General features: G+C 68.6%; 22 protein-coding genes and 1 tRNA gene. 20 read left to right on the top strand and 3 right to left on the bottom strand.

Annotation, left to right across the window (positions count from 1 at the left end):
- Positions 1 to 58: 58 nt before the first annotated feature.
- A complete protein-coding gene (locus ACU0DV_RS05465) occupies positions 59 to 2,782 on the bottom strand; it encodes a M10 family metallopeptidase C-terminal domain-containing protein (protein WP_446241207.1) in 2,724 nt (907 codons plus the stop codon).
- Positions 2,783 to 3,309: 527 nt separating this feature from the next.
- Positions 3,310 to 3,384: transfer RNA gene (locus ACU0DV_RS05460), tRNA-Thr, on the bottom strand.
- A 117-nt stretch (positions 3,385 to 3,501) separates the two neighbouring features.
- Here ACU0DV_RS05460 and ACU0DV_RS05455 point away from each other — a divergent pair.
- The 17 genes from ACU0DV_RS05455 to ACU0DV_RS05375 all read left to right on the top strand — a co-directional run bounded on the left by ACU0DV_RS05455 (position 3,502) and on the right by ACU0DV_RS05375 (position 16,152).
- A complete protein-coding gene (locus ACU0DV_RS05455) occupies positions 3,502 to 3,669 on the top strand; it encodes a hypothetical protein (RefSeq protein ID WP_157815019.1) in 168 nt (55 codons plus the stop codon).
- A 13-nt stretch (positions 3,670 to 3,682) separates the two neighbouring features.
- The gene (gene murA, locus ACU0DV_RS05450) at positions 3,683 to 4,954 is read left to right on the top strand and encodes a UDP-N-acetylglucosamine 1-carboxyvinyltransferase (RefSeq protein WP_100929730.1); all 1,272 of its coding nucleotides are present in this window, start codon (positions 3,683 to 3,685) and stop codon (positions 4,952 to 4,954) included.
- The gene (locus ACU0DV_RS05445; RefSeq protein WP_370312621.1) at positions 4,951 to 5,409 is read left to right on the top strand and encodes a DUF2948 family protein; all 459 of its coding nucleotides are present in this window, start codon (positions 4,951 to 4,953) and stop codon (positions 5,407 to 5,409) included. Before murA ends, ACU0DV_RS05445 begins: the two co-directional genes overlap by 4 nt.
- 87 nt (positions 5,410 to 5,496) lie before the next feature.
- Positions 5,497 to 6,798, top strand: a complete 1,302-nt coding sequence (gene hisD, locus ACU0DV_RS05440) for a histidinol dehydrogenase (RefSeq protein WP_446241206.1) — start codon at positions 5,497 to 5,499, stop codon at positions 6,796 to 6,798.
- Between the two features lie 120 nt (positions 6,799 to 6,918).
- A complete protein-coding gene (locus ACU0DV_RS05435; RefSeq protein WP_100929733.1) occupies positions 6,919 to 7,398 on the top strand; it encodes a UPF0262 family protein in 480 nt (159 codons plus the stop codon).
- A gap of 1 nt (position 7,399) precedes the next feature.
- Positions 7,400 to 7,843 (top strand): arsenate-mycothiol transferase ArsC, encoded by a 444-nt coding sequence (locus tag ACU0DV_RS05430; protein WP_005856653.1) that lies wholly within the window; start codon positions 7,400 to 7,402, stop codon positions 7,841 to 7,843.
- 79 nt (positions 7,844 to 7,922) lie between these two features.
- Positions 7,923 to 8,318 (top strand): ketosteroid isomerase-related protein, encoded by a 396-nt coding sequence (locus ACU0DV_RS05425; protein ID WP_100929734.1) that lies wholly within the window; start codon positions 7,923 to 7,925, stop codon positions 8,316 to 8,318.
- Positions 8,315 to 8,890, top strand: coding sequence for an N-acetyltransferase family protein (locus ACU0DV_RS05420; protein ID WP_446241205.1), 576 nt, complete (start codon positions 8,315 to 8,317; stop codon positions 8,888 to 8,890). The genes ACU0DV_RS05425 and ACU0DV_RS05420 overlap by 4 nt, the downstream gene beginning before the upstream one ends.
- A 69-nt stretch (positions 8,891 to 8,959) precedes the next feature.
- Entirely contained in the window at positions 8,960 to 9,838 is an 879-nt protein-coding gene (locus ACU0DV_RS05415) for a carbon-nitrogen hydrolase family protein (RefSeq protein WP_100929736.1), read from the top strand.
- 98 nt (positions 9,839 to 9,936) lie between these two features.
- Positions 9,937 to 10,155, top strand: a complete 219-nt coding sequence (gene infA, locus ACU0DV_RS05410) for a translation initiation factor IF-1 (RefSeq protein WP_005620785.1) — start codon at positions 9,937 to 9,939, stop codon at positions 10,153 to 10,155.
- A 153-nt stretch (positions 10,156 to 10,308) separates the two neighbouring features.
- Positions 10,309 to 10,896, top strand: coding sequence for a Maf family protein (locus tag ACU0DV_RS05405; protein ID WP_446241204.1), 588 nt, complete (start codon positions 10,309 to 10,311; stop codon positions 10,894 to 10,896).
- On the top strand, positions 10,893 to 11,924 hold the full coding sequence (locus ACU0DV_RS05400; RefSeq protein WP_100929738.1) for a ribonuclease E/G: 1,032 nt from the start codon (positions 10,893 to 10,895) through the stop codon (positions 11,922 to 11,924). The genes ACU0DV_RS05405 and ACU0DV_RS05400 overlap by 4 nt, the downstream gene beginning before the upstream one ends.
- Positions 11,921 to 12,103 (top strand): DNA gyrase inhibitor YacG, encoded by a 183-nt coding sequence (locus ACU0DV_RS05395; protein ID WP_100929739.1) that lies wholly within the window; start codon positions 11,921 to 11,923, stop codon positions 12,101 to 12,103. The genes ACU0DV_RS05400 and ACU0DV_RS05395 overlap by 4 nt, the downstream gene beginning before the upstream one ends.
- Positions 12,104 to 12,292: 189 nt before the next feature.
- Positions 12,293 to 13,537 carry an aminotransferase class V-fold PLP-dependent enzyme gene (locus tag ACU0DV_RS05390; protein WP_446241203.1) on the top strand — a complete coding sequence of 415 codons (1,245 nt, stop codon included), beginning with the start codon at positions 12,293 to 12,295 and terminating at the stop codon, positions 13,535 to 13,537.
- Positions 13,538 to 13,649: 112 nt separating this feature from the next.
- A complete protein-coding gene (locus tag ACU0DV_RS05385; RefSeq protein WP_373418405.1) occupies positions 13,650 to 14,375 on the top strand; it encodes a 5-oxoprolinase subunit B family protein in 726 nt (241 codons plus the stop codon).
- On the top strand, positions 14,372 to 15,379 hold the full coding sequence (locus tag ACU0DV_RS05380) for a 5-oxoprolinase subunit C family protein (protein WP_446241202.1): 1,008 nt from the start codon (positions 14,372 to 14,374) through the stop codon (positions 15,377 to 15,379). The genes ACU0DV_RS05385 and ACU0DV_RS05380 overlap by 4 nt, the downstream gene beginning before the upstream one ends.
- Positions 15,376 to 16,152, top strand: coding sequence for a LamB/YcsF family protein (locus ACU0DV_RS05375; protein WP_446241200.1), 777 nt, complete (start codon positions 15,376 to 15,378; stop codon positions 16,150 to 16,152). The genes ACU0DV_RS05380 and ACU0DV_RS05375 overlap by 4 nt, the downstream gene beginning before the upstream one ends.
- 158 nt (positions 16,153 to 16,310) lie before the next feature.
- On the opposite strand, the gene ACU0DV_RS05370 is transcribed toward ACU0DV_RS05375, so the two are convergent.
- Entirely contained in the window at positions 16,311 to 17,294 is a 984-nt protein-coding gene (locus ACU0DV_RS05370; RefSeq protein ID WP_446241199.1) for a zinc ABC transporter substrate-binding protein, read from the bottom strand.
- A gap of 101 nt (positions 17,295 to 17,395) precedes the next feature.
- Here ACU0DV_RS05370 and ACU0DV_RS05365 point away from each other — a divergent pair, with 101 nt between their 5' ends.
- Genes ACU0DV_RS05365 through ACU0DV_RS05355 form a run of 3 tightly spaced genes read left to right on the top strand, consistent with a single transcriptional unit; the run spans position 17,396 to position 19,460 of the window.
- Positions 17,396 to 17,902, top strand: a complete 507-nt coding sequence (locus tag ACU0DV_RS05365) for a Fur family transcriptional regulator (protein WP_446241198.1) — start codon at positions 17,396 to 17,398, stop codon at positions 17,900 to 17,902.
- Positions 17,899 to 18,675 (top strand): metal ABC transporter ATP-binding protein, encoded by a 777-nt coding sequence (locus ACU0DV_RS05360; protein ID WP_100929746.1) that lies wholly within the window; start codon positions 17,899 to 17,901, stop codon positions 18,673 to 18,675. The genes ACU0DV_RS05365 and ACU0DV_RS05360 overlap by 4 nt, the downstream gene beginning before the upstream one ends.
- Entirely contained in the window at positions 18,675 to 19,460 is a 786-nt protein-coding gene (locus tag ACU0DV_RS05355) for a metal ABC transporter permease (RefSeq protein WP_446241197.1), read from the top strand. The genes ACU0DV_RS05360 and ACU0DV_RS05355 overlap by 1 nt, the downstream gene beginning before the upstream one ends.
- Positions 19,461 to 19,475: the final 15 nt, after the last annotated feature.

The raw sequence follows: 19,475 nt of genomic DNA, 5'->3' as shown, positions 1-19,475 counted from the left end.
TCGCATTGCTTGACGGCGGTCCCGGGGCAGGGGCCGCCGTTTTCGTTTGACGGTCGTGTCAGGCGATCTCTACCGCCGGATCCATGAAGTTCGTGGTGATCTCATACCCGTTGTCCAGATACAGGACACGCTGCACGGCATTGCCGCTGGCATCGAATGTCGTGGTGTAGCTGGCCCAGTTCCAGTCGTCCTGCACATCGGTGACCGTTTCAGCCGTCCGGACGCCGTTGACGAAGGTGGTGTCGATCTCGACCCCGTCGTCGCGGCACAGCACCTGCCGGATACGCGCCCCGTCCATGTCGAAGTGGTCGGCGGTGCTTTCCCAGGTAAAGTTGTTGGCCGTGTCATGCACCGTCTTTGTCAGCACGCGGCCACTGCTGAAACTGGTTTCGACCGTGCGCCCGTCGTCGAAGGTCATCACCTGCGACACGCGGTTGCCGTTCTGGTCGTAGGTGTCGACGTAGCTGCTCCACGGTCGGTCGTTGGCGGCGTCCGTCACGGTCACGGTGCTTCTCTGGCCGCCAAGGTAGGCGGTCTGCACCTGCAACCCGTTGTCGAGCTGGAGGTTCTGCATCGTCCGGGCGCCCGACGCATCGTAATGGTCGGTGTAACTGCTCCAGATCCTCGAATTGTCGGTGTCGGTCACGGTGACCGTCGCGCGGTTGCCATTGACGAAGACGGTGTCCAGTTGCAGCCCGTTGTCCAGCAGCATGCTTCGCGTGGCGTGGGCACCGGAGGCGTTGAACGTATCGGTGTAGCTGCTCCATGACCGGATATCGGTCGTGTCCGTGACGGTGACCGAAGTGCGGACGCCGCCGTCGAAGCTGGTGTCCACACGCAAGCCGCTGTCGTGCCGCATGCTGCGCATGGCGAGGTTGCCCGAGGCATCGAAGGTGTCGGTGTAGCTGCGCCACCACGTCGTGTCCGCGCCGTCCGTGACGGTCTGGCTGGTCCGGGTCGCGCCGGAATACGTCGTCTCGATCTGCCGCCCGTTGTCCATCGTGATGCTGTGCGCGGTCCGGTTCCCGGCCGCATCGTAGCTGTCGGTGTAGCTGGTCCAGTTCCGGCCGTTCTGCGCATCGTTGACGGTGACGGAGGACCGGCGCCCGCCGGAAAACGCGGTCTCTACCTCCAGCCCGTTGTCCAGCGTCATGTTCTGTGACAGGCGCGCCCCGTTGGCGCCGTAGGTGTCGGTGTAGCTGTGCCAGTCGTAGACATCCGACTGATCCGTCGCCGTCATGCGCGTCGCGGCGCCGTTCGCGTAGTCGGCGACCCGAAGCACGCCGTTGTCCATGACCGTGGTGGTCCGCAGCAGGGCGTCGTCGGCATCGTAGTCGTAGGTGATCGACGCCCAGTCGAACTGGTTGGCATCGTCGGTCGCCGTCGTGGAATAGGCGGTGCCGACGAAACTCTCGGTGCGGGTCGTGCCGTCGTCGTTCAGCGTCGTGCGGGTCAGCAGCGTGCCGGAGCTGTCGAAGGTGTCGGTATAGGCGCTCCAGTTCGCGGAATTGGTCGTGTCGACCGTCACGCGGCAGGCGGCATAATTGGCGCCCGTTGCGGTAAAGGTGATGGTCTGCCCGTCCGCCGAGGAGCCGACAACCGCCGTGCCGTCGGCGAAGGTCAGCGTCTCGATCCCGGTGAAGCGCGTGGTGTTGCCGTTCATCGTCAGCGTGGCCGCGCTGTTGCAGCCGAAGGTGTAGTCGGTAAAGGCGCCGCCCATAACCAGAAGGTCGCTGCCCGCGCCGCCGTTGATCGTGTCGTTCCCGGCCGAGCCGAAGATGGTGTCGTTCCCGGAACCGGAATGGATGCTGTTGTTGGCCGCATTGGTGGTGATCGTGTCGCGCCCGCTTCCGGTGGTCGCGTTCTCGATCAACGCGCCCCGGGCGATGGCGAAGTTGCCGACCTCTCCGTTCAGGTCCGAAAAGGTGCCGTCCCGCAGGTCGAGCCGCTGGTTCGCGGACCGCGACCCGAGGTTGATCGTGTCCGTCCCGGCGCTGTCGAAGATCGCCACCGCCCATTGCGTCGTCAGCCCCATGCCCTTCTGCGTCAGGTTGGTGTTGTCGCCGTAGACCGTGTTGCCGGTGTTGGCATTGGTGGGCGTGCCGTAGAGGGTCTGGATGGCAAGGATGTCGGCCATCTGCGTGGTCGCGAGGTAGTTCGAAGAGGCGTTGGTGTGCGGGTTCTCCCACTGGCCGAAGTAGGACATGATAGAATACTGCCAGCTGTCCTGCTGGTAGTGCGCATCGGTGCCGAAGTCGGCAGAACCGTTGTAGTTGCCCGCGTGTCCCAGCCCCAGCGCGTGGCCGATCTCGTGGATGTAGGTCTGCAGGTAGTAGTCGCCATAGGCCTGCCAGCCGGTGTTCACGTTGACGTAGGACTGGCTGATCGTCTGCCCGGCGACGTAGGAATAGGAGTACGCGCCCGAGGAATCGTCGGTAAAGACGAAGTCGGCGCTGTTCGACGTGGTGATCTGGAAGTTCAGGCCGGAGACCGCCGACCATGCCTGGAACGCCTCGATGGCGGTGGCGCGGCCTGTCGAATCCAGCTGGGAGACGTTGAACGTCAGCGTGTCACCGGCCTCCGCCTCGAACGACCGGCGCGCCCGGCCGGTGGAGTTCCAGTACCCGTCCGTCAGTTGTGCGGCGATCTGGTCCAGCGTGTAGCTGGGCAGGGTGGCCGAAAGGCTGGCACCGGTCGTGCCGCCGCTGGAATCGAGAGAGGTGGCGCCGTGGGTGTCGTAGACGGATTTCGACGGGTCGCGGGCTTGGCAAAGGAAACACATGGATTGGACGCTCTCTTCGGTGGCGGGCCGTCCGCCGGGCGCGGACGTCGGGACGGGGGAAGAGCGATCCTTCTGATCGGCATGGGGCGCGGCCGCCATTCAGGCACCGGCTGCGAGGGGCGTTTCGAACCCGCGGCCAGAGTCGCCAGAGAATCCGGGTGCGATTGGGCGCAAAGGCGAAGGTTTTGCGTCATTGGTCACGCAGCGCGAACGCTGAAGGGCGCAGCCGCCGGGTTGTTTCCCTAACGGCGAGCCGCAATTCGTCAATTTTATTCAACGATTTACGTGTTTGTTTGCACCGCGCGACTATCCGGTCCAACAGCAGGGGGCCGGATGGGCTGACCGGGGCAGGGACCTCCGGCGCGCCGGGCACCGCACAAACGCGCGCCCGGTACACGCCTGCTGGCCAACCGCCCTGTTGGCGATGCCTGAACCGAAGGAACTGACCGTACGCCTCACCGGCAGCAGCCGATGAAACCACGCGCAGCCGTCGCGCCACAAACGCCGTATTGTAAAGGAAGGGAGGATGGTGCTGCTGGAGAGAATTGAACTCTCGACCTCTCCCTTACCAAGGGAGTGCTCTACCTCTGAGCTACAGCAGCGCCGTGAGGGGGCGTTTAGACTCTCTCTTTGAAGCGCGCAAGAGGGGTTTGGAGAAAAAACGTAGCGCCGTTTTCCGAAGGCTGGACCCGTTATCGCGGCTGAGATACATCCGGCCCATGGATCGGGGCAACCGCAAGACCAGGGCGTCGAAGGACAGTGACCGCGAGGACCGCCTGAAGGCGGCCCTCAAGGCGAATCTGGCCCGCCGCAAGGCGCAGGCGCGGGCCCGGTCCGAGAACGAGCCCGGGGACGCCGGGCAGACAACGGACAACGACTCGGATTGAGAGGCAGGCAGGCATGGATTCCATTCTGGTGACGGGCAACGGCCCGCTGAACGGCGAGATTCCCATCGCGGGCGCCAAGAACGCCTGCCTGACGCTGATGCCCGCAACGCTTCTGTCGGAAGAGCCGCTGACGCTGACCAACGCGCCGCGCCTGTCGGACATCCGCACGATGACGCTGCTCCTGCAGTCGCTGGGGGCAGAGGTCACGGCGATGAACGCGGGCAAGGTGCTGGCCATGTCGTCGCATGCGCTGACCTCGCAACGTGCGGAATACGACATCGTCCGCAAGATGCGGGCGTCGATCCTCGTGCTCGGGCCGCTTCTGGCGCGCTTCGGCTATGCCGAGGTCTCGCTGCCCGGCGGCTGCGCCATCGGCGCCCGCCCGGTGGACCTGCACCTCAAGGCGATGGAGGCCCTGGGCGCAGAGATGGACCTGCGCGACGGCTACGTGCACGCCAAGGCCCCGGCGGGCGGGTTGAAGGGCGGCGTGGTGGAGTTTCCCCTCGTCTCGGTGGGCGCGACGGAAAATGCGCTGATGGCGGCGACGCTCGCCAAGGGCACCACCGTCCTCAAGAACGCCGCACGGGAGCCGGAGATCGTCGATCTTGCGCATTGCCTGCGGAAGATGGGCGCGCAGATCTCGGGCGAGGGGACCTCGACCATCGAGGTGCAGGGTGTCGAGCGGCTGGGCGGGGCGACCCACAGCGTGGTCACCGACCGGATCGAACTGGGCACCTACATGCTGGCCCCCGCGATCTGCGGCGGCGAGGTCACCTGCCTTGGCGGCCGCATCGACCTGCTGCAGGCCTTCTGCGAACGGCTCGATGCTGCCGGTGTCTCCGTTGAGGAGACGGACAAGGGCCTGAAGGTCGCGCGCAAGAACGGGCGGGTCAAGGCCGTGGACGTGGTGACGGAGCCTTTCCCCGGCTTCCCCACCGACCTGCAGGCGCAGATGATGGCGCTGATGTGCACCGCCGACGGCAAGGCGGTGCTGGAAGAGAAAATCTTCGAGAACCGTTTCATGCACGCCCCGGAACTGATCCGCATGGGCGCGCGCATCGACGTGCACGGGGGGACCGCGACGGTCAGCGGCGTCGAACGCCTGAAGGGCGCGCCCGTGATGGCGACCGACCTGCGTGCTTCCGTCTCGCTGATCCTTGCCGGGCTCGCTGCGGAGGGCGAGACCATCGTGAACCGTGTCTACCACCTCGACCGCGGTTACGAGAACGTCGAAGAGAAGCTGTCGGCGCTTGGCGCACGGATCGAGCGGGTGGCCGGCCAATGACCGAGGATGCCCGTTTCGAAGACGGCGGCGAACGCCCCCTGAACCTCGGCGCACTGGATGCGGAGGACCTGCAGGTGATCTCTGCCCTCGCGCAGGATGCGGTCCTGCCGGTGACGGAGATCCGCTGGCAGAAGGCGAAACGGCGGCTGGGTCTTCTGGTCAACCGCCTGCGCCGCGAGGTCGGTACGCCGGACGTGGAACGGGTGCAGTCGCTGCTGGTGATCGACAACGTGCTGGGTGTGTCCAGCCAGGGCGTGGACCGGGCGGACAAGGACCTCGTGCTGCAGATCCTGTCCATCGACTGGGAAGCGGGCGAGGACGCGGATGGCCATGTCGTCCTGACGCTGGCCGGTGACGGCGCGCTTCGGGCGCATGTCGAGGCGCTCGAGGTCGGACTGCGCGACGTGACGCGGCCTTACGTGGCCCCCTCGCGCAAGATGCCCGACCACGGCTGATCCGCCCAGCCGCCATGCGCGGCGACCGGGTGTTGAGGCTTCGCGCCCGGCAAGCTATGTCAGCCAGCGTCAACGGAGGTTTGCCCCATGCCCGTGTTCCTGGACAGCACGTCCGCCGATTTCGAGACCCGCTTCACCGCCCTCCTGTCGGCCAAGCGCGAAGACAGCCCGGACGTGGACGATGTCGTCGCCGGGATCATCGCCGACGTGCGCAAGAAGGGTGACGCCGCGGTCCTTGCCCTTACGGCAAAGTTCGACCGGTTGGCCCTGACCTCCGACACCATGCGTTTCTCCGCGGCAGAGATCGAGGCAGAGTGCGCCCGCGTGCCGGAGGCCGAGGCCCGCGCGCTGGAACTCGCCGCCGAACGCATCCGCGCCTACCACGTGCGCCAGATGCCGGAGGACGCCGCCTGGACCGACCCGGAAGGGGCCAGGCTGGGCTGGCGCTGGACGCCTGTCTCGGCTGCGGGGCTCTACGTGCCCGGCGGTCTGGCGAGCTATCCGTCCTCTGTCCTGATGAACGCCGTGCCCGCCAAGGTGGCGGGGGTGGAGCGGCTTGCGATCTGCGTGCCCACGCCGGACGGGGTCGTGAACCCGGCGGTGCTGTTGGCTGCGAAGATCGCGGGCGTGGACGAGATCTACCGTATCGGCGGCGCGCAGGCGATTGCGGCGCTGGCCTACGGCACCGAGAGCATTGCACCCGTCGACAAGATCACCGGCCCCGGCAATGCCTTCGTCGCCGCCGCCAAGCGTCGGGTGTTCGGCAAGGTGGGCATCGACATGATCGCCGGCCCCTCCGAGATCCTGGTCATCGCCGATGCCGACAACGATCCCGACTGGCTGGCGCTGGACCTCATGAGCCAGGCCGAGCACGACGAATCGGCGCAGGCCCTGCTGATCTGCACCGACGCCGCCTTTGGCCAGAAGGTCGCGGAGGCGGTGGAGAAGCGGCTGGAAACGCTGGAGCGCCGCGAGATCGCGGGCGCCTCCTGGCGCGACTTCGGCGCGATCATCACCGTGTCCGACCTCGATGAGGCCGCGCGGCTGTCGAACCGCATCGCGCCGGAACACCTCGAGCTTTGCGTCGCCGATCCGGAGGCGCTGGCCGAGAAATGCGTGCATGCCGGTGCCATCTTCATCGGCGCATGGACGCCGGAAGCCATCGGCGACTATGTCGGCGGCCCGAACCACGTCCTGCCGACGGCGCGGTCTGCGCGCTTCTCCTCGGGGCTGTCGGTGATGGATTTCCTCAAGCGCACGACCATGGCCCGAATGTCGCCGGAGGCGCTGGGTGCAATAGGTCCCGCGGCAGAGGTGCTGGCACGTTCCGAAAGCCTCGAGGCGCACGGGCTGAGTGTCACCGCGCGGCTGCAGAAACTGAACGGTTGACGCGCAGGGCCCGGGCCTACGGGATGGTCCGAAGGTCGGTTGACCAAAGGCGCCGCGCGCCCTTGCCAAAAATGTTAACCGGCTGGTAACGTTTTTGCTGCAGATGCGAAAGACGTCCCAATGACCCATATCGCCCACATCCAGCTTGACGATGCCAACCTGCCCCCTCCGACCCCGGAGATCGAGCAGGAGCGGCGCGTCGCCATGTTCGACCTGATGGAGGAGAACTCCTTCGTCCTGCCACAGCGCGACGACCGCGTGGTTCCCCCGGGGCCCTACAACGTCGCCCTGTCGATCCGCGACAAGCGGCTGGTCTTCCTGGTGATGACCGAGGCCGGAGAGACGGCGGCGGAGTTCCATCTCTCGCTCAGCCCTTTCCGGCAGGTGGTCAAGGACTACTTCGCCATCTGCAAAAGCTACTTCGACGCGGTGAAGACCGCGGCCCCCAGCCAGATCGAAACCATCGACATGGCGCGGCGGGGCATCCATAACGAAGGGGCACGCGTGCTGCAGGAACGCCTGGAGGGCAAGGTGGAGGTGGACGATGCCACCGCCCGGCGGCTCTTCACGCTGGTCTGCGTGCTGCACTTCGGGGGGTGATTTGAAGGACTATCCGCAGTCGGTTCTGTTTTCCTGCGACCACAATGCGGTCCGCTCGCCGATGGCGGAGGGGATCATGAAGAAATTCGTGGGCACCCGGACCTACGTGCAATCCGTCGGCGTGGTCAACGACCTCGAGATCGACGGCTTCGCCATCGCCGTCTGCAAGGAGATCGGCGTCGCGCTGGAACGGCACCGCTCGCGCTCCTTCGAGGAGATGGAACAGATGGGCGAGATGCTGTCGGGCTTCGACATGATCGTCACCATGTCGCCCGCCTCGCAGCGCAAGGCGCTTGAACTGACCCGCTATTATCACCTGACCGTGGACTACTGGCCGGTGATGGACCCGACCGGCATCGGCGAGTCGCGCGAACAGAAGCTGAATGCCTACCGCCAGACCCGCGACCAGATCGTGAAGCGCGTGCAGGAGCTCTGGGGCGTCTGACCCTACCGACCGACGGAGGTGTTTTCCACGGCTCCGAAACCGGCTAAGGCGGCCTTCGGAGCGACAGAAGGAGACAGCCATGGGGCGTGAGGTCATCGAGCGGTATTTCGCAGCATTCAACGCGGGCGACACGGAGGGCATGCTGGCCTGCCTCGCCACGGACGTCGAGCATCACGTCAACGAGGGCCAGATCCGCGTCGGCAAGGTGAAGTTCGCGGAATTCTGCGCGCACATGAGCCATTGTTACGAAGAGAACCTGACCGACATGGTGATCTTTGCCAACGACGAGGGCACGCGCGGTGCGGCCGAATACATCGTCAACGGCACCTACAAGGCCACCGATTCCGGCCTGCCGGAGGCCGGGGGGCAGACCTACCGTCTGCCCGCCGGGTCGTTCTTCTCGATGAAGGACGGGCATATCACCCGCGTCGTGACCTATTACAACCTCGCCGACTGGGTGCGCCAGGTCTCATGAAGGTCGAGCGGCTGACAGGCGATGCGCTGCAGGCGGCGCTTGGCGATCTGGCACAGCTGAGGATCGCGGTGTTCCGGGCCTTTCCCTATCTCTATGACGGGGATCTCGACTACGAACGCCACTACCTGCGGTCCTACACCGACAACCCGCGCGCGGTGCTGGTCGCGGCGCGCGACGGCGACAGGATCGTGGGGGCTGCGACGGGCATGCCGCTGGCCGACCACGCCGACGCCTCGCAGATCTCCGGTCCGCTGCCGCCGGTCGAACGGATCTTCTACTGCGCCGAAAGCGTGCTGCTGCCGGAGTATCGCGGGCACGGGCTGGGGCACGCGTTCTTCGACCTGCGGGAGGCGGAGGCGCGGAAACAGGGTTTCGATTTCACCCTGTTCTGCGGCGTCGTTCGCCCCGAAGATCACCCCATGCGCCCGGAAGGCTACCGCCCGCTCGACGCCTTCTGGCGCAAGCGCGGCTACGAAAAGGCAGAGGGTGTGACCGCCACCTTCCACTGGACGGACCTGGGCGCCACCGAAGAAAGCCCGCACACGCTTCAGGCCTGGATACGCCGGCTTTGACCCTTGCGGCGCCGTACCGCCCGGGGCAGGGACAGGACCGCACACGTTGCACGAAATGAGGACCACGGAATGAAGATCGCCACCGCCGCCTACAACATGGATTTCCTCGACGACTGGGCCGCTTACGAGGCCAAGCTCGAACGCTGGGTGAGCGATGCGGCGGGCGAGGGCGCGGACCTGCTGGTCTTCCCGGAATACGGCGCGATGGAACTGGCGACGCTGGCCGGGCGGGACGTGGCAATGGACCTGCAGGGGTCCATCCGGGCGGTCTCCGAACGTGTGCCGGAGGCCGACGCGCTCCATGCCAAGCTGGCGGAGCGTTACGGCGTGCACATCCTTGCCGCCTCCGCGCCGGTGCAGACGGGCGAGGGGCTGCCGGTGAACCGTGCGCGCTTCTTCGCGCCGGGCGGGGCTATGGCGGCAATCGACAAGCAGATCATGACCCGTTTCGAGCGCGAGGAATGGGGGGTGCGCGGCGGCGACCCGCTGGCGGTCTTCGACACTGCGCTGGGGCGGATCGGCGTCCTGATCTGCTACGATTCGGAATTCCCGCTGCTCGCGCGTGCCCTGTCGGAGGCGGAGCTGCTGCTCGTGCCGTCCTGCACGGAGGCGCTGGCCGGCTACTGGCGCGTGCGAATCGGTTCGATGGCGCGGGCGCTGGAACAGCAGTGCATCGTGGCCATGTCCTCCACCGTCGGCACCAGCGACTGGTCCTACGCGGTCGACACCAATTGCGGCGCGGGCGGAGTCTTTGGGCCCCCGGACCGGGGTTTTCCCTCGACAGGCGTGATCGCGGAGGGCAAGCTGAACGCGCCGGGCTGGACCTTTGCGGAGGTGGATCTTTCGGCGGTCGCGGAGGTCCGGCGAGATGGCGTCGTCCTGAACCGCACCCATTGGGCAGAGCAGTCCGGCCGTGACGGCAGGGCGCCTGTAACGCTGTTGAAATGACGCACTGTCAAGATGTGACTTGAAAACCGGGTGGGATCGGACCATATCGTGGTGCGCCTTGCCCTTGCGCAGCAGGGGCGGACCACGAAGGAGAGACCATGGCCAAGGAAGATACGCTCGAATTTCCCGGTGTCGTGAAGGAACTCCTGCCCAATGCGACGTTCCGGGTCGAGCTTGAAAACGGCCATGAGATCATCGCACATACGGCAGGCAAGATGCGCAAGAACCGCATCCGCGTTCTGGCCGGCGACCGGGTCCAGGTGGAAATGACGCCCTACGATCTGACGAAGGGCCGCATCAACTACCGCTTCAAATAAGAAGACGACGAAGATGGACCGCGCTTTCGGCGCGGTCTTTCCTTGTCTGACGCACGGTTTGCGCCCGCGCTTTGTGCGGCGCACCCTTTATCATCCGGCCCGCCTGGCGTAGGTCACGGCTGATCTTTGCAGCGACGGTCCGGAAGGCATCACATGACGAAACCCCGCCTCATCCTCGGGTCAGGCTCTCCGCGTCGCCGCGAACTGCTGGCGCAGCTCGGCATCGTGGCCGACGACATCCGTCCGCCCGACATCGACGAGAACCCCGCGAAGGGAGAACTGCCGCGCCCCTACTGCGTGCGCCTTGCGCGCGAGAAGGCGCTGGCGATCCCGGCGGAGGACGACGAGATCGTGCTATCCGCCGACACGACCGTGGCGCTTGGCCGCCGCATCCTCGGCAAGCCGGAGGATGAGAAGGAGGCCGCGGCCTTCCTTGCGCTGCTTTCGGGGCGCCGTCACCGCGTGGTCACCGCCGTGGCCGTCCGCCGCGGCACCCGTGTGTGGGAGCGTGACGTCGTCACGCAGGTGAAGATGAAGATGCTCTCGAACGAGGAAATGAACGCCTACCTTGCCTCCGGCGACTGGCGTGGCAAGGCGGGCGGTTACGGGATACAAGGACCCGCGGGCGCGCTGATCCCCTGGATCTCCGGCTCTTTCACCGCTGTCGTCGGCCTGCCGCTGGCCGAGACGGCGCATCTGCTGCAAGCTGCGGGCTACCCGCTATACAAGGACGCGCCATGAAGGGACGCACGATCGCTCTGGACACGTGGAACGGCCGGGAGGCCGCCGCGCTGATGGTGGATGGCCGGCTGGAGGACCTCTTCATCGACGGCGACCTGCCGCGTCCCGGGAACCTCTACCGCGCCATCGCGCAACGCCCGATGAAGGGGCAGGGGGGCATGTTCCTCGAAACGCCGGACGGCAATGCCTTCCTGCGTCAGGTGAAGGGCCTGTCGCAGGGCGGACCGATCCTCGTGCAGGTCACGGGTTTCGCAGAGCCGGGCAAGGCGCTGCCGGTCACCTCGAAACTGCTGTTCAAGTCGCGCCATGCCATCGTCACGGCGGACGCGCCCGGCATCAACGTCTCGCGCCAGATCCGCGACGACGACGCGCGCGAGGCGGTGCTGGAACTGGCGCATGACGTGCTGTCGGAGACACCTCTGCCGGAGGGTGCGGGCCTGATCCTGCGCTCGTCCTGCGAGGGGGCGGCCGACGACGCGGTGGCCGAGGACATCCTTGCCATGGCGCAGCTCGCCACGGCGGTGCTGGCGGACGCGACCGGCGGCGCCGAACTGCTGGTCGAGGGCGACGGCCCCCACGCGCTGGCCTGGCGCGAATGGGCGGACCCCGCCGAAGTCGACGATGCCCCTGGAAGTTTCGAACGGCACGGCGTGGACGAGGCGCTCGAGGCGCTGAAGTCGCCGCGCGTGGCGCTGGGGGCCAATGCCTCCATGGTGATCGAACCGACCACCGCGCTGATCGCGGTCGATGTGAACACCGGCGGCGACACCTCTCCGGCGGCGGGGCTGAAGGCGACGATCGCCGCCTTCCGCGACCTGCCGCGCCAGCTGCGGCTCAGGGGCCTCGGCGGACAGGTGGTCGTCGACCCGGCGCCGATGCCGAAGAAGGACCGCCGCCAGGTCGAGAGCGCGCTGAAGGCGGCGCTGAAGAAGGACGCGGTGGAGACCATCGTCGTCGGCTGGACCAACCTCGGGCTGCTGGAACTGCAGCGCAAACGGGACCGGGTGCCGGTCGGGGGGCTGCTGTGAGCTGTCCGATCTGCGGAAGGCCGACGGAGCCCAAAGTCCGGCCCTTCTGTTCGAAGCGCTGCGCCGACGTGGACCTCGCGAAGTGGCTGGGGGGCGGCTACGCCATCCCCTCGGACGATCCGGAGGACCTTGAGGAGGCCGCGCAGGCCGCGGAAGAGGCGCTGCGCAAGCCGCACTGAAAGACGTTTCGCCGCGCTGACGCGCGCCGATCCGCGCCGCCTGCGGCGGCGCCTCGTCCCTGATCCGGCTGGGTGCGCGGGACGGCGGGTGAGGCACAGGTATTTCTGCCAAGATGAAGGGGCGGGTTGCGCCTTTTTCGCCTGACGATGACGCTTCCCTTCGCCGCGCGGCGGGCGTAGTCATCTGGCATGTTCGACGATACGCTCCTTTCCGCCATCCGCGCGCGCTTTGCCCATGTGGACGACTGTCCCTTCACCGGGCCGCGCATTTTCTTCGAGAACGCCGGGGGCGCACTGACGCTGCGCTCCGTGGTGGAAACATCGTCGCGGTTCGCGGCGATTCCCGACAACCAGGGCCGGGACAACCCGGCGTCTAAGGCGTTGGTCGCGGTGATCGACCGGGCGCGGGCCGACGTGCGGCGGTTCTTCAACGCCGAAGGCGGCGCGGTTTTGTTCGGCGAGAGCGGGACGGAACTGCTGTTCCGGGTGATCCGCGACGCCTGCCTCGGTGCCGGGCCCGGGGATGTGCTGGGCTCGACCGTGGAGCATCCGGCGTCGCGCAGCGCGGCGGCGCGATGGGCTGAGGTGGCGGGGCGTCGCCACGTGCTGATCGCCCATGACGATGCCACCGGACAGGTGACGGCAGAGGCCTATGCGGCGGCGGTGACGCCGGAGACCGCGGTGGTGACGATCCTGCACACCTCGCCTGTCACCGGCATGGGCATGGACCTGCCCGCCATCGTGAGCGCGGTGCGGGCCGTGGCGCCGGAGGCGATCGTCATCGTGGACGGCATCCAGCACGCCTGCCACGGGCGGATCGACGTGGCGGCGGCGGGTGTCGATGCCTACGTGATCTCGCCATACAAGGTCTTCTCGCGCCACGGCTACGGCCTTGCCTGGGCCTCGGACCGGCTGACGGCCATGGCCCATGACAGCCTTGTCGGCGGGCCTGCCGGGAACTGGGAGCTGGGCACGCGGGACACCGGCGCCTATGCGACCTTTTCCGACGTGGTGGCCTATTTCGACTGGCTGGGCGGGCAGGTCTCCGACGCCACCGATCCGCGCGCCCGGATCGAGGCGGCGGGGCTGGCGATCCACGACCACGAGGCGGCGCTGACCCGGATGATGATCGAGGGCACCGACAACCTGCGCGGACTGGCGGCCATCGACGGCGTGCACATCGTGGGCGGGGCAGAAAACCCGGCGCGCGAAGGGCTGGTGAGTTTCTGGAGCGACAACAAGCCCGCGGCAGAGATCGTCGCGGCCTTGAACGCCGAGGGTATCCGGACCCACACACGCAAGGCCGACCACTATTCGGGCAACATCCTGACGCCGCTTGGCCAGGACAGCTGCGTGCGCGTCTCACTGGCGCATTACAACAGTCCCGACGAGGTGCGTCGCTTCCTGTCGGTGATCCACGGGATGGGGCTGTAACCCGCTCCGGTGTACCCGGGCCGTCCCGGTGCTTCCGGCAAGGATGGTGCCCGGTGCGCGCCCTCTGGACAGCCTGCGCCGGGCGTGATCCCCTTCCGCCATGACTGCTGAGATGACCTTTCCCCGGATCGACCCCGTGGGCCTCGACGGCCTGCTGGTGCGCTTTGCCGACAGCCTGTCGGAGCGGGCCAACCGTGCGGCGCTGGCGTTCCGCGCCGCGTTGGAGCGGGAGACCCCGGACGGGGTCGAGGAATGCGCCACCTCGCTGGTTTCCGCCTTCGTGCGATTCGACCCTCTGGCGCTGGCGCCCGACGTGCTGGAACGCCGCCTGTCGGACCTGCTCGCAACCCGCGACTGGTATGCGGAGGACCTGCCGGAAGGCCGGCGCCTTGTGACCATTCCCACGCTCTACGGCACCGACCTTGCGCCGCAACTGGCGGAGGCCGCCGCCGCTGCGGGCCTGTCGGAGGAGGAGGCGATCCGGTCGCTGTCGGAGGCGGAGGTGCGCGTGACCACCATCGGCTTTGCGCCCGGCCAGCCCTACCTCGGCACCCTGCCGGAATGCTGGGACATCCCGCGCCAGACCGCGCTGACACCGAAGGTGCCGGTGGGCGCGCTGGTGGTGGCGATCCGGCAGCTTGTGCTGTTCTCCGTCACGACGCCCACCGGCTGGCGGCACGTAGGCCAGACCCATGCGCGGCTGTTCCGGCCCGAGGCCGAGGCGCCCTTCCTGCTGCGTCCTGGCGACGCGGTGCGCTTTCCCGCCGTCGACCGCGCCGCCTTCGAGGCGATGCGCGAGGCGGGCGAGGATGGCATCGCGGTGGAGCCCCTGGCATGAGCGGCGCGCTGGAGGTGGTGCAGGCGGGTCCGGGGCTCAGCCTGCAGGATGCGGGGCGGCCCGGCTGGCTGGCGCAGGGGTTGTCGCGCGGCGGGGCCGCCGACCTCGTGGCTCTGGCCGAAGGGGCGGCGCTGCTGGGGCAGGTGCCCGGCGTCGCTCTGGAGATGGCGGGCATGGGCGGGCGTTTCCGCGCCACCTGCGACCTGCGCATCGCGCTGACCGGGGCGCGCATGGCGGCCTCGGTCGATGGCCGTGCGCTGCGCTGGAACGCCTGCTGGCTGCTGCCGGCGGACGAGACGCTGGAGATCGGGGCGGCGCAGGACGGGGTCTACGGCTACCTGAGCGTTGGCGGCGGTTTCGACCAGCCGGAGGTCCTGGGGTCGCAGGGGGCGCATCTTGCCGCCGGCATCGGACGGGCGCTGGAAGCGGGCGACCGGCTGGCGCTGGGGGACGACGCGGGCGGCGCGACGGGCCTCGGGCTGGAGCCCATAGCGCGGCTTGGCGGCGGCGTCCTGCGGGTGCTGCCGTCCCTGCAGACGGAGGTCTTCCCGGAGGAGATGCGCACCCGGTTCTGCGCCGAGGCCTTCAAGCGGGACGCGCGCGGCAACCGTATGGGCGTGCGGCTGGTGCCGGAGGGCGAGGGCTTCGGCCTCGACGCCGGGGGGCGGATCCTCTCCGAGGTGATCGTCCCGGGCGACATCCAGATCCCCGGGGACGGTGCGCCCTACGTGCTGCTGAGCGAGTGCCAGACCACCGGCGGCTATCCGAGGATCGGGACGGTGATCCCGGCGGACCTGCCGCGCATCGCGCAGGCGGCACCGGGGGCGGAGATCCGCTTCCGCTTCGTCACGCGGGACGAGGCGCTGGCGGCGGAGCGGGCGATGCGCGAGGCGCTGAAGGGCCTGCCGAAGAAGATCGCGCCGCTGGTGCGCGACCCGAAAGACATCAACCTGCTGGACCACAACCTGGTCAGCGGCGTGACGGACGGAGAGGTGACACGATGACGTCGGTGGATCTGAACGCGGACATGGGAGAGAGCTTTGGCCCCTGGGTGATGGGGCAGGATGCGGCGCTCTTGGAGGTGGTGACATCGGCCAACGTGGCCTGCGGGATGCACGCGGGCGACCCGGACGTGATGGCGCGCACCATGGAGGTCGCGCGGGCGCAGGGCGTGGGCATCGGCGCGCATCCGGGGTTTGCCGACCTGCAGGGCTTCGGCCGGCGCCGGATGCACCTGCCGGCGGCGACGCTCCGGCACCTCGTGCAGTACCAGCTTGGGGCGGCGCTGGGGATCGCGCGGGCGGTGGGCGCGGAGGTGCGGCACCTGAAGCTGCACGGCGCGCTGGCCAACATGGCGTCGGAGGACGAGGCCCTGGCCGAGGTCTGCTATGGCGCGGCGCTGGAAGTGGCGCCTGAGATCATCGTGATGGTTCTGGCCGCGACGGCGCAGCAGCGCGCGGTCGAGCGGCTGGGGTGCCTCTGGGCCGGAGAGATCTTTGCCGACCGCGCCTACAACGCGGACGCGACGCTGGTCGACCGGTCCCTGCCTGGGGCGGTGATCCACGACCCGGAGCACGCGGCGGAGCGGATCGTGCGCATGGTGCAGGCAGGCGCCATCCTGCCCGAGGAGGGCGAGGCGATCCCCGCGGCGGTGGACACGATCTGCCTGCATGGCGACGGGGCCACGGCCTTGGAGATCGCCCGGGCAGTGCGGGCGGCGCTGGTGGAGGCCGGGATCGAGGTCAGGACCTTCGAGGGGCGGCGCGGGTCGATCTGACGCTTTCGGGACCGGTGCGGGCAGAGGGGGCTCCGCCCCCGCGCGTGCCGCGCCCCCCGAGGTATTTTTCGCCAAGATGAAGGGGACTGGCGGGGGTCGGCCCCTGTCATGGACCCCGGGGCGCCGGTGGGGGGGGGCGGGGTTGGGATGCGTATGCGTTACTGGCTGGCGCAGGCGGCGATGCGGTTCGCGATGTCCCCGAGCAATGCGGGGTAGAGGGGCGCGCCTTGCGGCAGGGCGCTGCCCAGCGGGTCGATTTCGGCCTGCGGGATCGTGTCGAGGCCCACGGCGTGCATCAGCCGGGGCGAGGTGCCTGGGTCCGCGAGCGCACAGACCGGCGCGGTTTCGGCGTAGAGCGCTCGGAGCGCGTCGAGCCGCTGTGCGCCCGGTGCGGTGTCGTCGCCGTCTGTGAGCGCGCCGACCACCCGCAGCCCGAAGGCGGCCTCGTAGTATTGCAGGGCATCATGGGTCACGGCGAGGGGGCGGTCGCGCACCGGGTCGAGGGCGCTTCTCGCCGTTTCCGTGGCTTCCGCGATGCGCGCCGCACCGGCCTTTGCGTTTGCGTCGTAGGCCCGCGCGTTCTCCGGGTCCTGCGCGGAGAGCGCGGTGGCGATCGCCGAGAGCCAGACGGTGGCGTTTTCCGGGTCGAGCCAGAGGTGCGGGTCGAGGTGGGTGTCCTCTCCGTGCATCTCGTCGGCGTGGTCGTCGCCTGCGTGCTCTTCACCCGCGTGGTCGTCTTCGGCGTGGTCATCGTCGCCGTGGTCATGCGGCTCCAGCCCGCCGTCGCGGAACGGCAGCACGCGGGTTTCCGGGAGGTCGGCGAGGGTCAGGCGCTGCGCGCCCTCTGCCAGCGCCTCGATCTGGCGGGCGATGCCCGGCGTCAGCTCCGGCCCGATCCAGACCACCACGTCCGCCGCTTCCAGCGCGCGGGCCTGGCTCGGCTTCAGCGAGGCGCCATGGGCGGAGGCGCCCGGCGCCACCAGCACCTCCGGCGTGCCGAGATCGCCCAGCACCATCGCGGCAAGGCTGGCGACGGGCGGGATGTCGGTGACGACGCGCGGCACCTCGGCCAGGGCCGGTCCGGCCGCGAGGGTCAGGCACAGGGCGGTTGCGTTGCAGGCGGGAAACAGCGGCAGGCGCATGGCGGCGGTCCTTCTTGTCTTTTGGTCCTCGTGTTGGTATGAGTTATATCATAACACTTCAAGCCAAAAAGAAGCACCCGACGGCACGCAGGAGAACAGGCATGGAAACCAAGGGCTTCGAGCCGCATGACCACACCCAGTGCATTGCCAGCGCGATAGGCGCGGCGGAGCATTTGTGCGACGAGCAGGGTCTGCAACTGACCAAGGTGCGCCGCCGCGTGCTGGAGATCCTGCTGGAGAAGCACCGGGCCATGGGCGCCTACGAGGTCCTGGATCACCTGCGCGAGGAGGGGCTCGGCTCGCAGCCGCCGGTGGCCTACCGGGCGCTCGATTTCCTCGTCTCGAACGGGCTGGCGCACCGGATCGAACGGCTGAACGCCTTCATCGCCTGCGTCGCCCCCGGCGAAAGCCACGCCCCCACCTTCCTGATCTGCCGCGGCTGTTCCTCGGTCGCCGAGACACCGGCCTGGCGGGCTGGGCGGGCGCTGCGCAACGTGGCGAGCGAGGTGGGTTTCGAGGTCGAGCGCGTCGCCATCGAGGCCGAGGGTCTCTGCCCGAGTTGCCAGGAGCGGCCCGAGGCGCTGCCCGAGACCGAGGCGCGGGCTTGACCGCAGCGCTCATCTGGACGGAGGCTCTGGACGTCGCGCAGGGTGGCCGCGTGGTGCTGGAGCGGGTCTGGTTCAGCATCCACCCCGGCGAGATCGTGACCGTTGTCGGCCCGAACGGGTCCGGCAAGTCGACGCTCCTGCGGGCCCTGATCGGGGCGCTGCCTCCGGCGAAGGGGCGGATCACCCGAAAACCGGGGCTGCGGGTCGGCTACGTGCCGCAGGGGCTGCGGCTGGATGCGTCGATGCCGATGACCGTGGGCCGCTTCCTGAACCTGCCCCGAAAGGTCCCGGCAGAGGCGCGGCGGCAGGCGCTGGACGAGGCCGGCGCGGGGGACCTTGAGGAGCGCGCGCTGACGGAGCTGTCCGGCGGGCAGTTCCAGCGGGTGCTGCTGGCGCGGGCGCTGCTCGACCGGCCCGAACTGCTGATCCTCGACGAGCCGACCACCGGGCTCGACCAGCCGGGGCAGGCGGCCTTCTACCGCAGGCTGGAAGAGGTGCGCGACAAGCTGGGCTGCGCCGTCCTGATGGTCAGCCACGAGCTGCACGTCGTGATGAGCGCGTCCGACCGGGTGATCTGCGTGAACGGTCACATCTGCTGCGAGGGCCACCCGGAGACGGTGGCACAGGCCGAGGAATACCGCGCGCTTTTCGGCACCGGCACGCAGGGGGCACTGGCGCTCTACCGGCATGAGCATTCGCACCGGCACGACGGCTGCGACCACGACCATACGCACGACCACGACCATGCGCACACGCACGAGGGTGCCCACTGATGCTTGACGATTTCCTTGTGCGTGCGGTTCTGGCGGCGGTCGGGGCGGCGCTTGCGGCGGCCCCCCTGGGCGTTTTCGTCGTCTGGCGGCGGATGGCCTATTTCGGCGACGCCACGGCCCATGCGGCCGTTTTGGGCGTCGCGCTCGCGCTGGCCATGTCCGCGCCGGTCTTTGCCGGGACGCTGGTGGTGGCGCTGGCCATGGCATTGACTGTGGCGCGGCTGGCGGGGCGCGGCTATGGCGCCGACATGGTGCTGGGCGTGGCCGCCCATGGCGCGCTGGCATTTGGCCTTGTCGCCGTGTCCTTCCTGCAGGGGCCGCGCCTCGACCTCGAAGCCTACCTGTTCGGTGACATCCTCGCGGTGGGCAAGGCCGACCTCGCCGTGATCTGGGGCGGCGGCTCGGTGGTCGCCGTGCTGATCGGCTGGCGCTGGCAGGCGCTGGTGACCTCGACCGTGTCGGAGGACCTGGCCTTTGCTGCCGGTATCGACCCGAAGCGGGAGCGGCTGATCCTCATGCTGGCGCTGGCGCTTGTCGTCGCCGTGGCGCTGAAGGTGGTGGGCGCGCTGCTGATCGGCGCGCTGCTCATCATCCCGGCGGCGGCGGCGCGGCCCTGGTCGCGCACGCCCGAGGTGATGCTGGCCGGAACGGCGGCGCTTGGCGTGCTCTCGGCGCTTGGCGGTCTGTGGGGCGCATGGGTGCTGGACCTGCCCGCGGGGCCTGCGGTGGTCTGCGCGGCGGCCGTGCTGTTTGCGATCAGCGCGGTGGCCGGGGGGCGCCGCTGACGCCACCCCGGCCTG

The organism is Sagittula sp., assembly GCF_052825245.1.
This window is presented reverse-complemented; position numbering and strand designations above follow the sequence as displayed.

Excerpts from the sequence above, each read along its gene's own strand:
- ACU0DV_RS05465 (WP_446241207.1), bottom strand. The coding sequence starts at position 2,782 with ATGTGTTTCCTTTGCCAAGCCCGCGACCCGTCGAAATCCGTCTACGAC.
- ACU0DV_RS05455 (WP_157815019.1), top strand. The coding sequence starts at position 3,502 with ATGGATCGGGGCAACCGCAAGACCAGGGCGTCGAAGGACAGTGACCGC.
- murA (WP_100929730.1), top strand. The coding sequence starts at position 3,683 with ATGGATTCCATTCTGGTGACGGGCAACGGCCCGCTGAACGGCGAGATT.
- ACU0DV_RS05445 (WP_370312621.1), top strand. The coding sequence starts at position 4,951 with ATGACCGAGGATGCCCGTTTCGAAGACGGCGGCGAACGCCCCCTGAAC.
- hisD (WP_446241206.1), top strand. The coding sequence starts at position 5,497 with ATGCCCGTGTTCCTGGACAGCACGTCCGCCGATTTCGAGACCCGCTTC.
- ACU0DV_RS05435 (WP_100929733.1), top strand. The coding sequence starts at position 6,919 with ATGACCCATATCGCCCACATCCAGCTTGACGATGCCAACCTGCCCCCT.
- ACU0DV_RS05425 (WP_100929734.1), top strand. The coding sequence starts at position 7,923 with ATGGGGCGTGAGGTCATCGAGCGGTATTTCGCAGCATTCAACGCGGGC.
- ACU0DV_RS05420 (WP_446241205.1), top strand. The coding sequence starts at position 8,315 with ATGAAGGTCGAGCGGCTGACAGGCGATGCGCTGCAGGCGGCGCTTGGC.
- ACU0DV_RS05415 (WP_100929736.1), top strand. The coding sequence starts at position 8,960 with ATGAAGATCGCCACCGCCGCCTACAACATGGATTTCCTCGACGACTGG.
- infA (WP_005620785.1), top strand. The coding sequence starts at position 9,937 with ATGGCCAAGGAAGATACGCTCGAATTTCCCGGTGTCGTGAAGGAACTC.
- ACU0DV_RS05405 (WP_446241204.1), top strand. The coding sequence starts at position 10,309 with ATGACGAAACCCCGCCTCATCCTCGGGTCAGGCTCTCCGCGTCGCCGC.
- ACU0DV_RS05400 (WP_100929738.1), top strand. The coding sequence starts at position 10,893 with ATGAAGGGACGCACGATCGCTCTGGACACGTGGAACGGCCGGGAGGCC.
- ACU0DV_RS05390 (WP_446241203.1), top strand. The coding sequence starts at position 12,293 with ATGTTCGACGATACGCTCCTTTCCGCCATCCGCGCGCGCTTTGCCCAT.
- ACU0DV_RS05385 (WP_373418405.1), top strand. The coding sequence starts at position 13,650 with ATGACCTTTCCCCGGATCGACCCCGTGGGCCTCGACGGCCTGCTGGTG.
- ACU0DV_RS05380 (WP_446241202.1), top strand. The coding sequence starts at position 14,372 with ATGAGCGGCGCGCTGGAGGTGGTGCAGGCGGGTCCGGGGCTCAGCCTG.
- ACU0DV_RS05375 (WP_446241200.1), top strand. The coding sequence starts at position 15,376 with ATGACGTCGGTGGATCTGAACGCGGACATGGGAGAGAGCTTTGGCCCC.
- ACU0DV_RS05370 (WP_446241199.1), bottom strand. The coding sequence starts at position 17,294 with ATGCGCCTGCCGCTGTTTCCCGCCTGCAACGCAACCGCCCTGTGCCTG.
- ACU0DV_RS05365 (WP_446241198.1), top strand. The coding sequence starts at position 17,396 with ATGGAAACCAAGGGCTTCGAGCCGCATGACCACACCCAGTGCATTGCC.
- ACU0DV_RS05355 (WP_446241197.1), top strand. The coding sequence starts at position 18,675 with ATGCTTGACGATTTCCTTGTGCGTGCGGTTCTGGCGGCGGTCGGGGCG.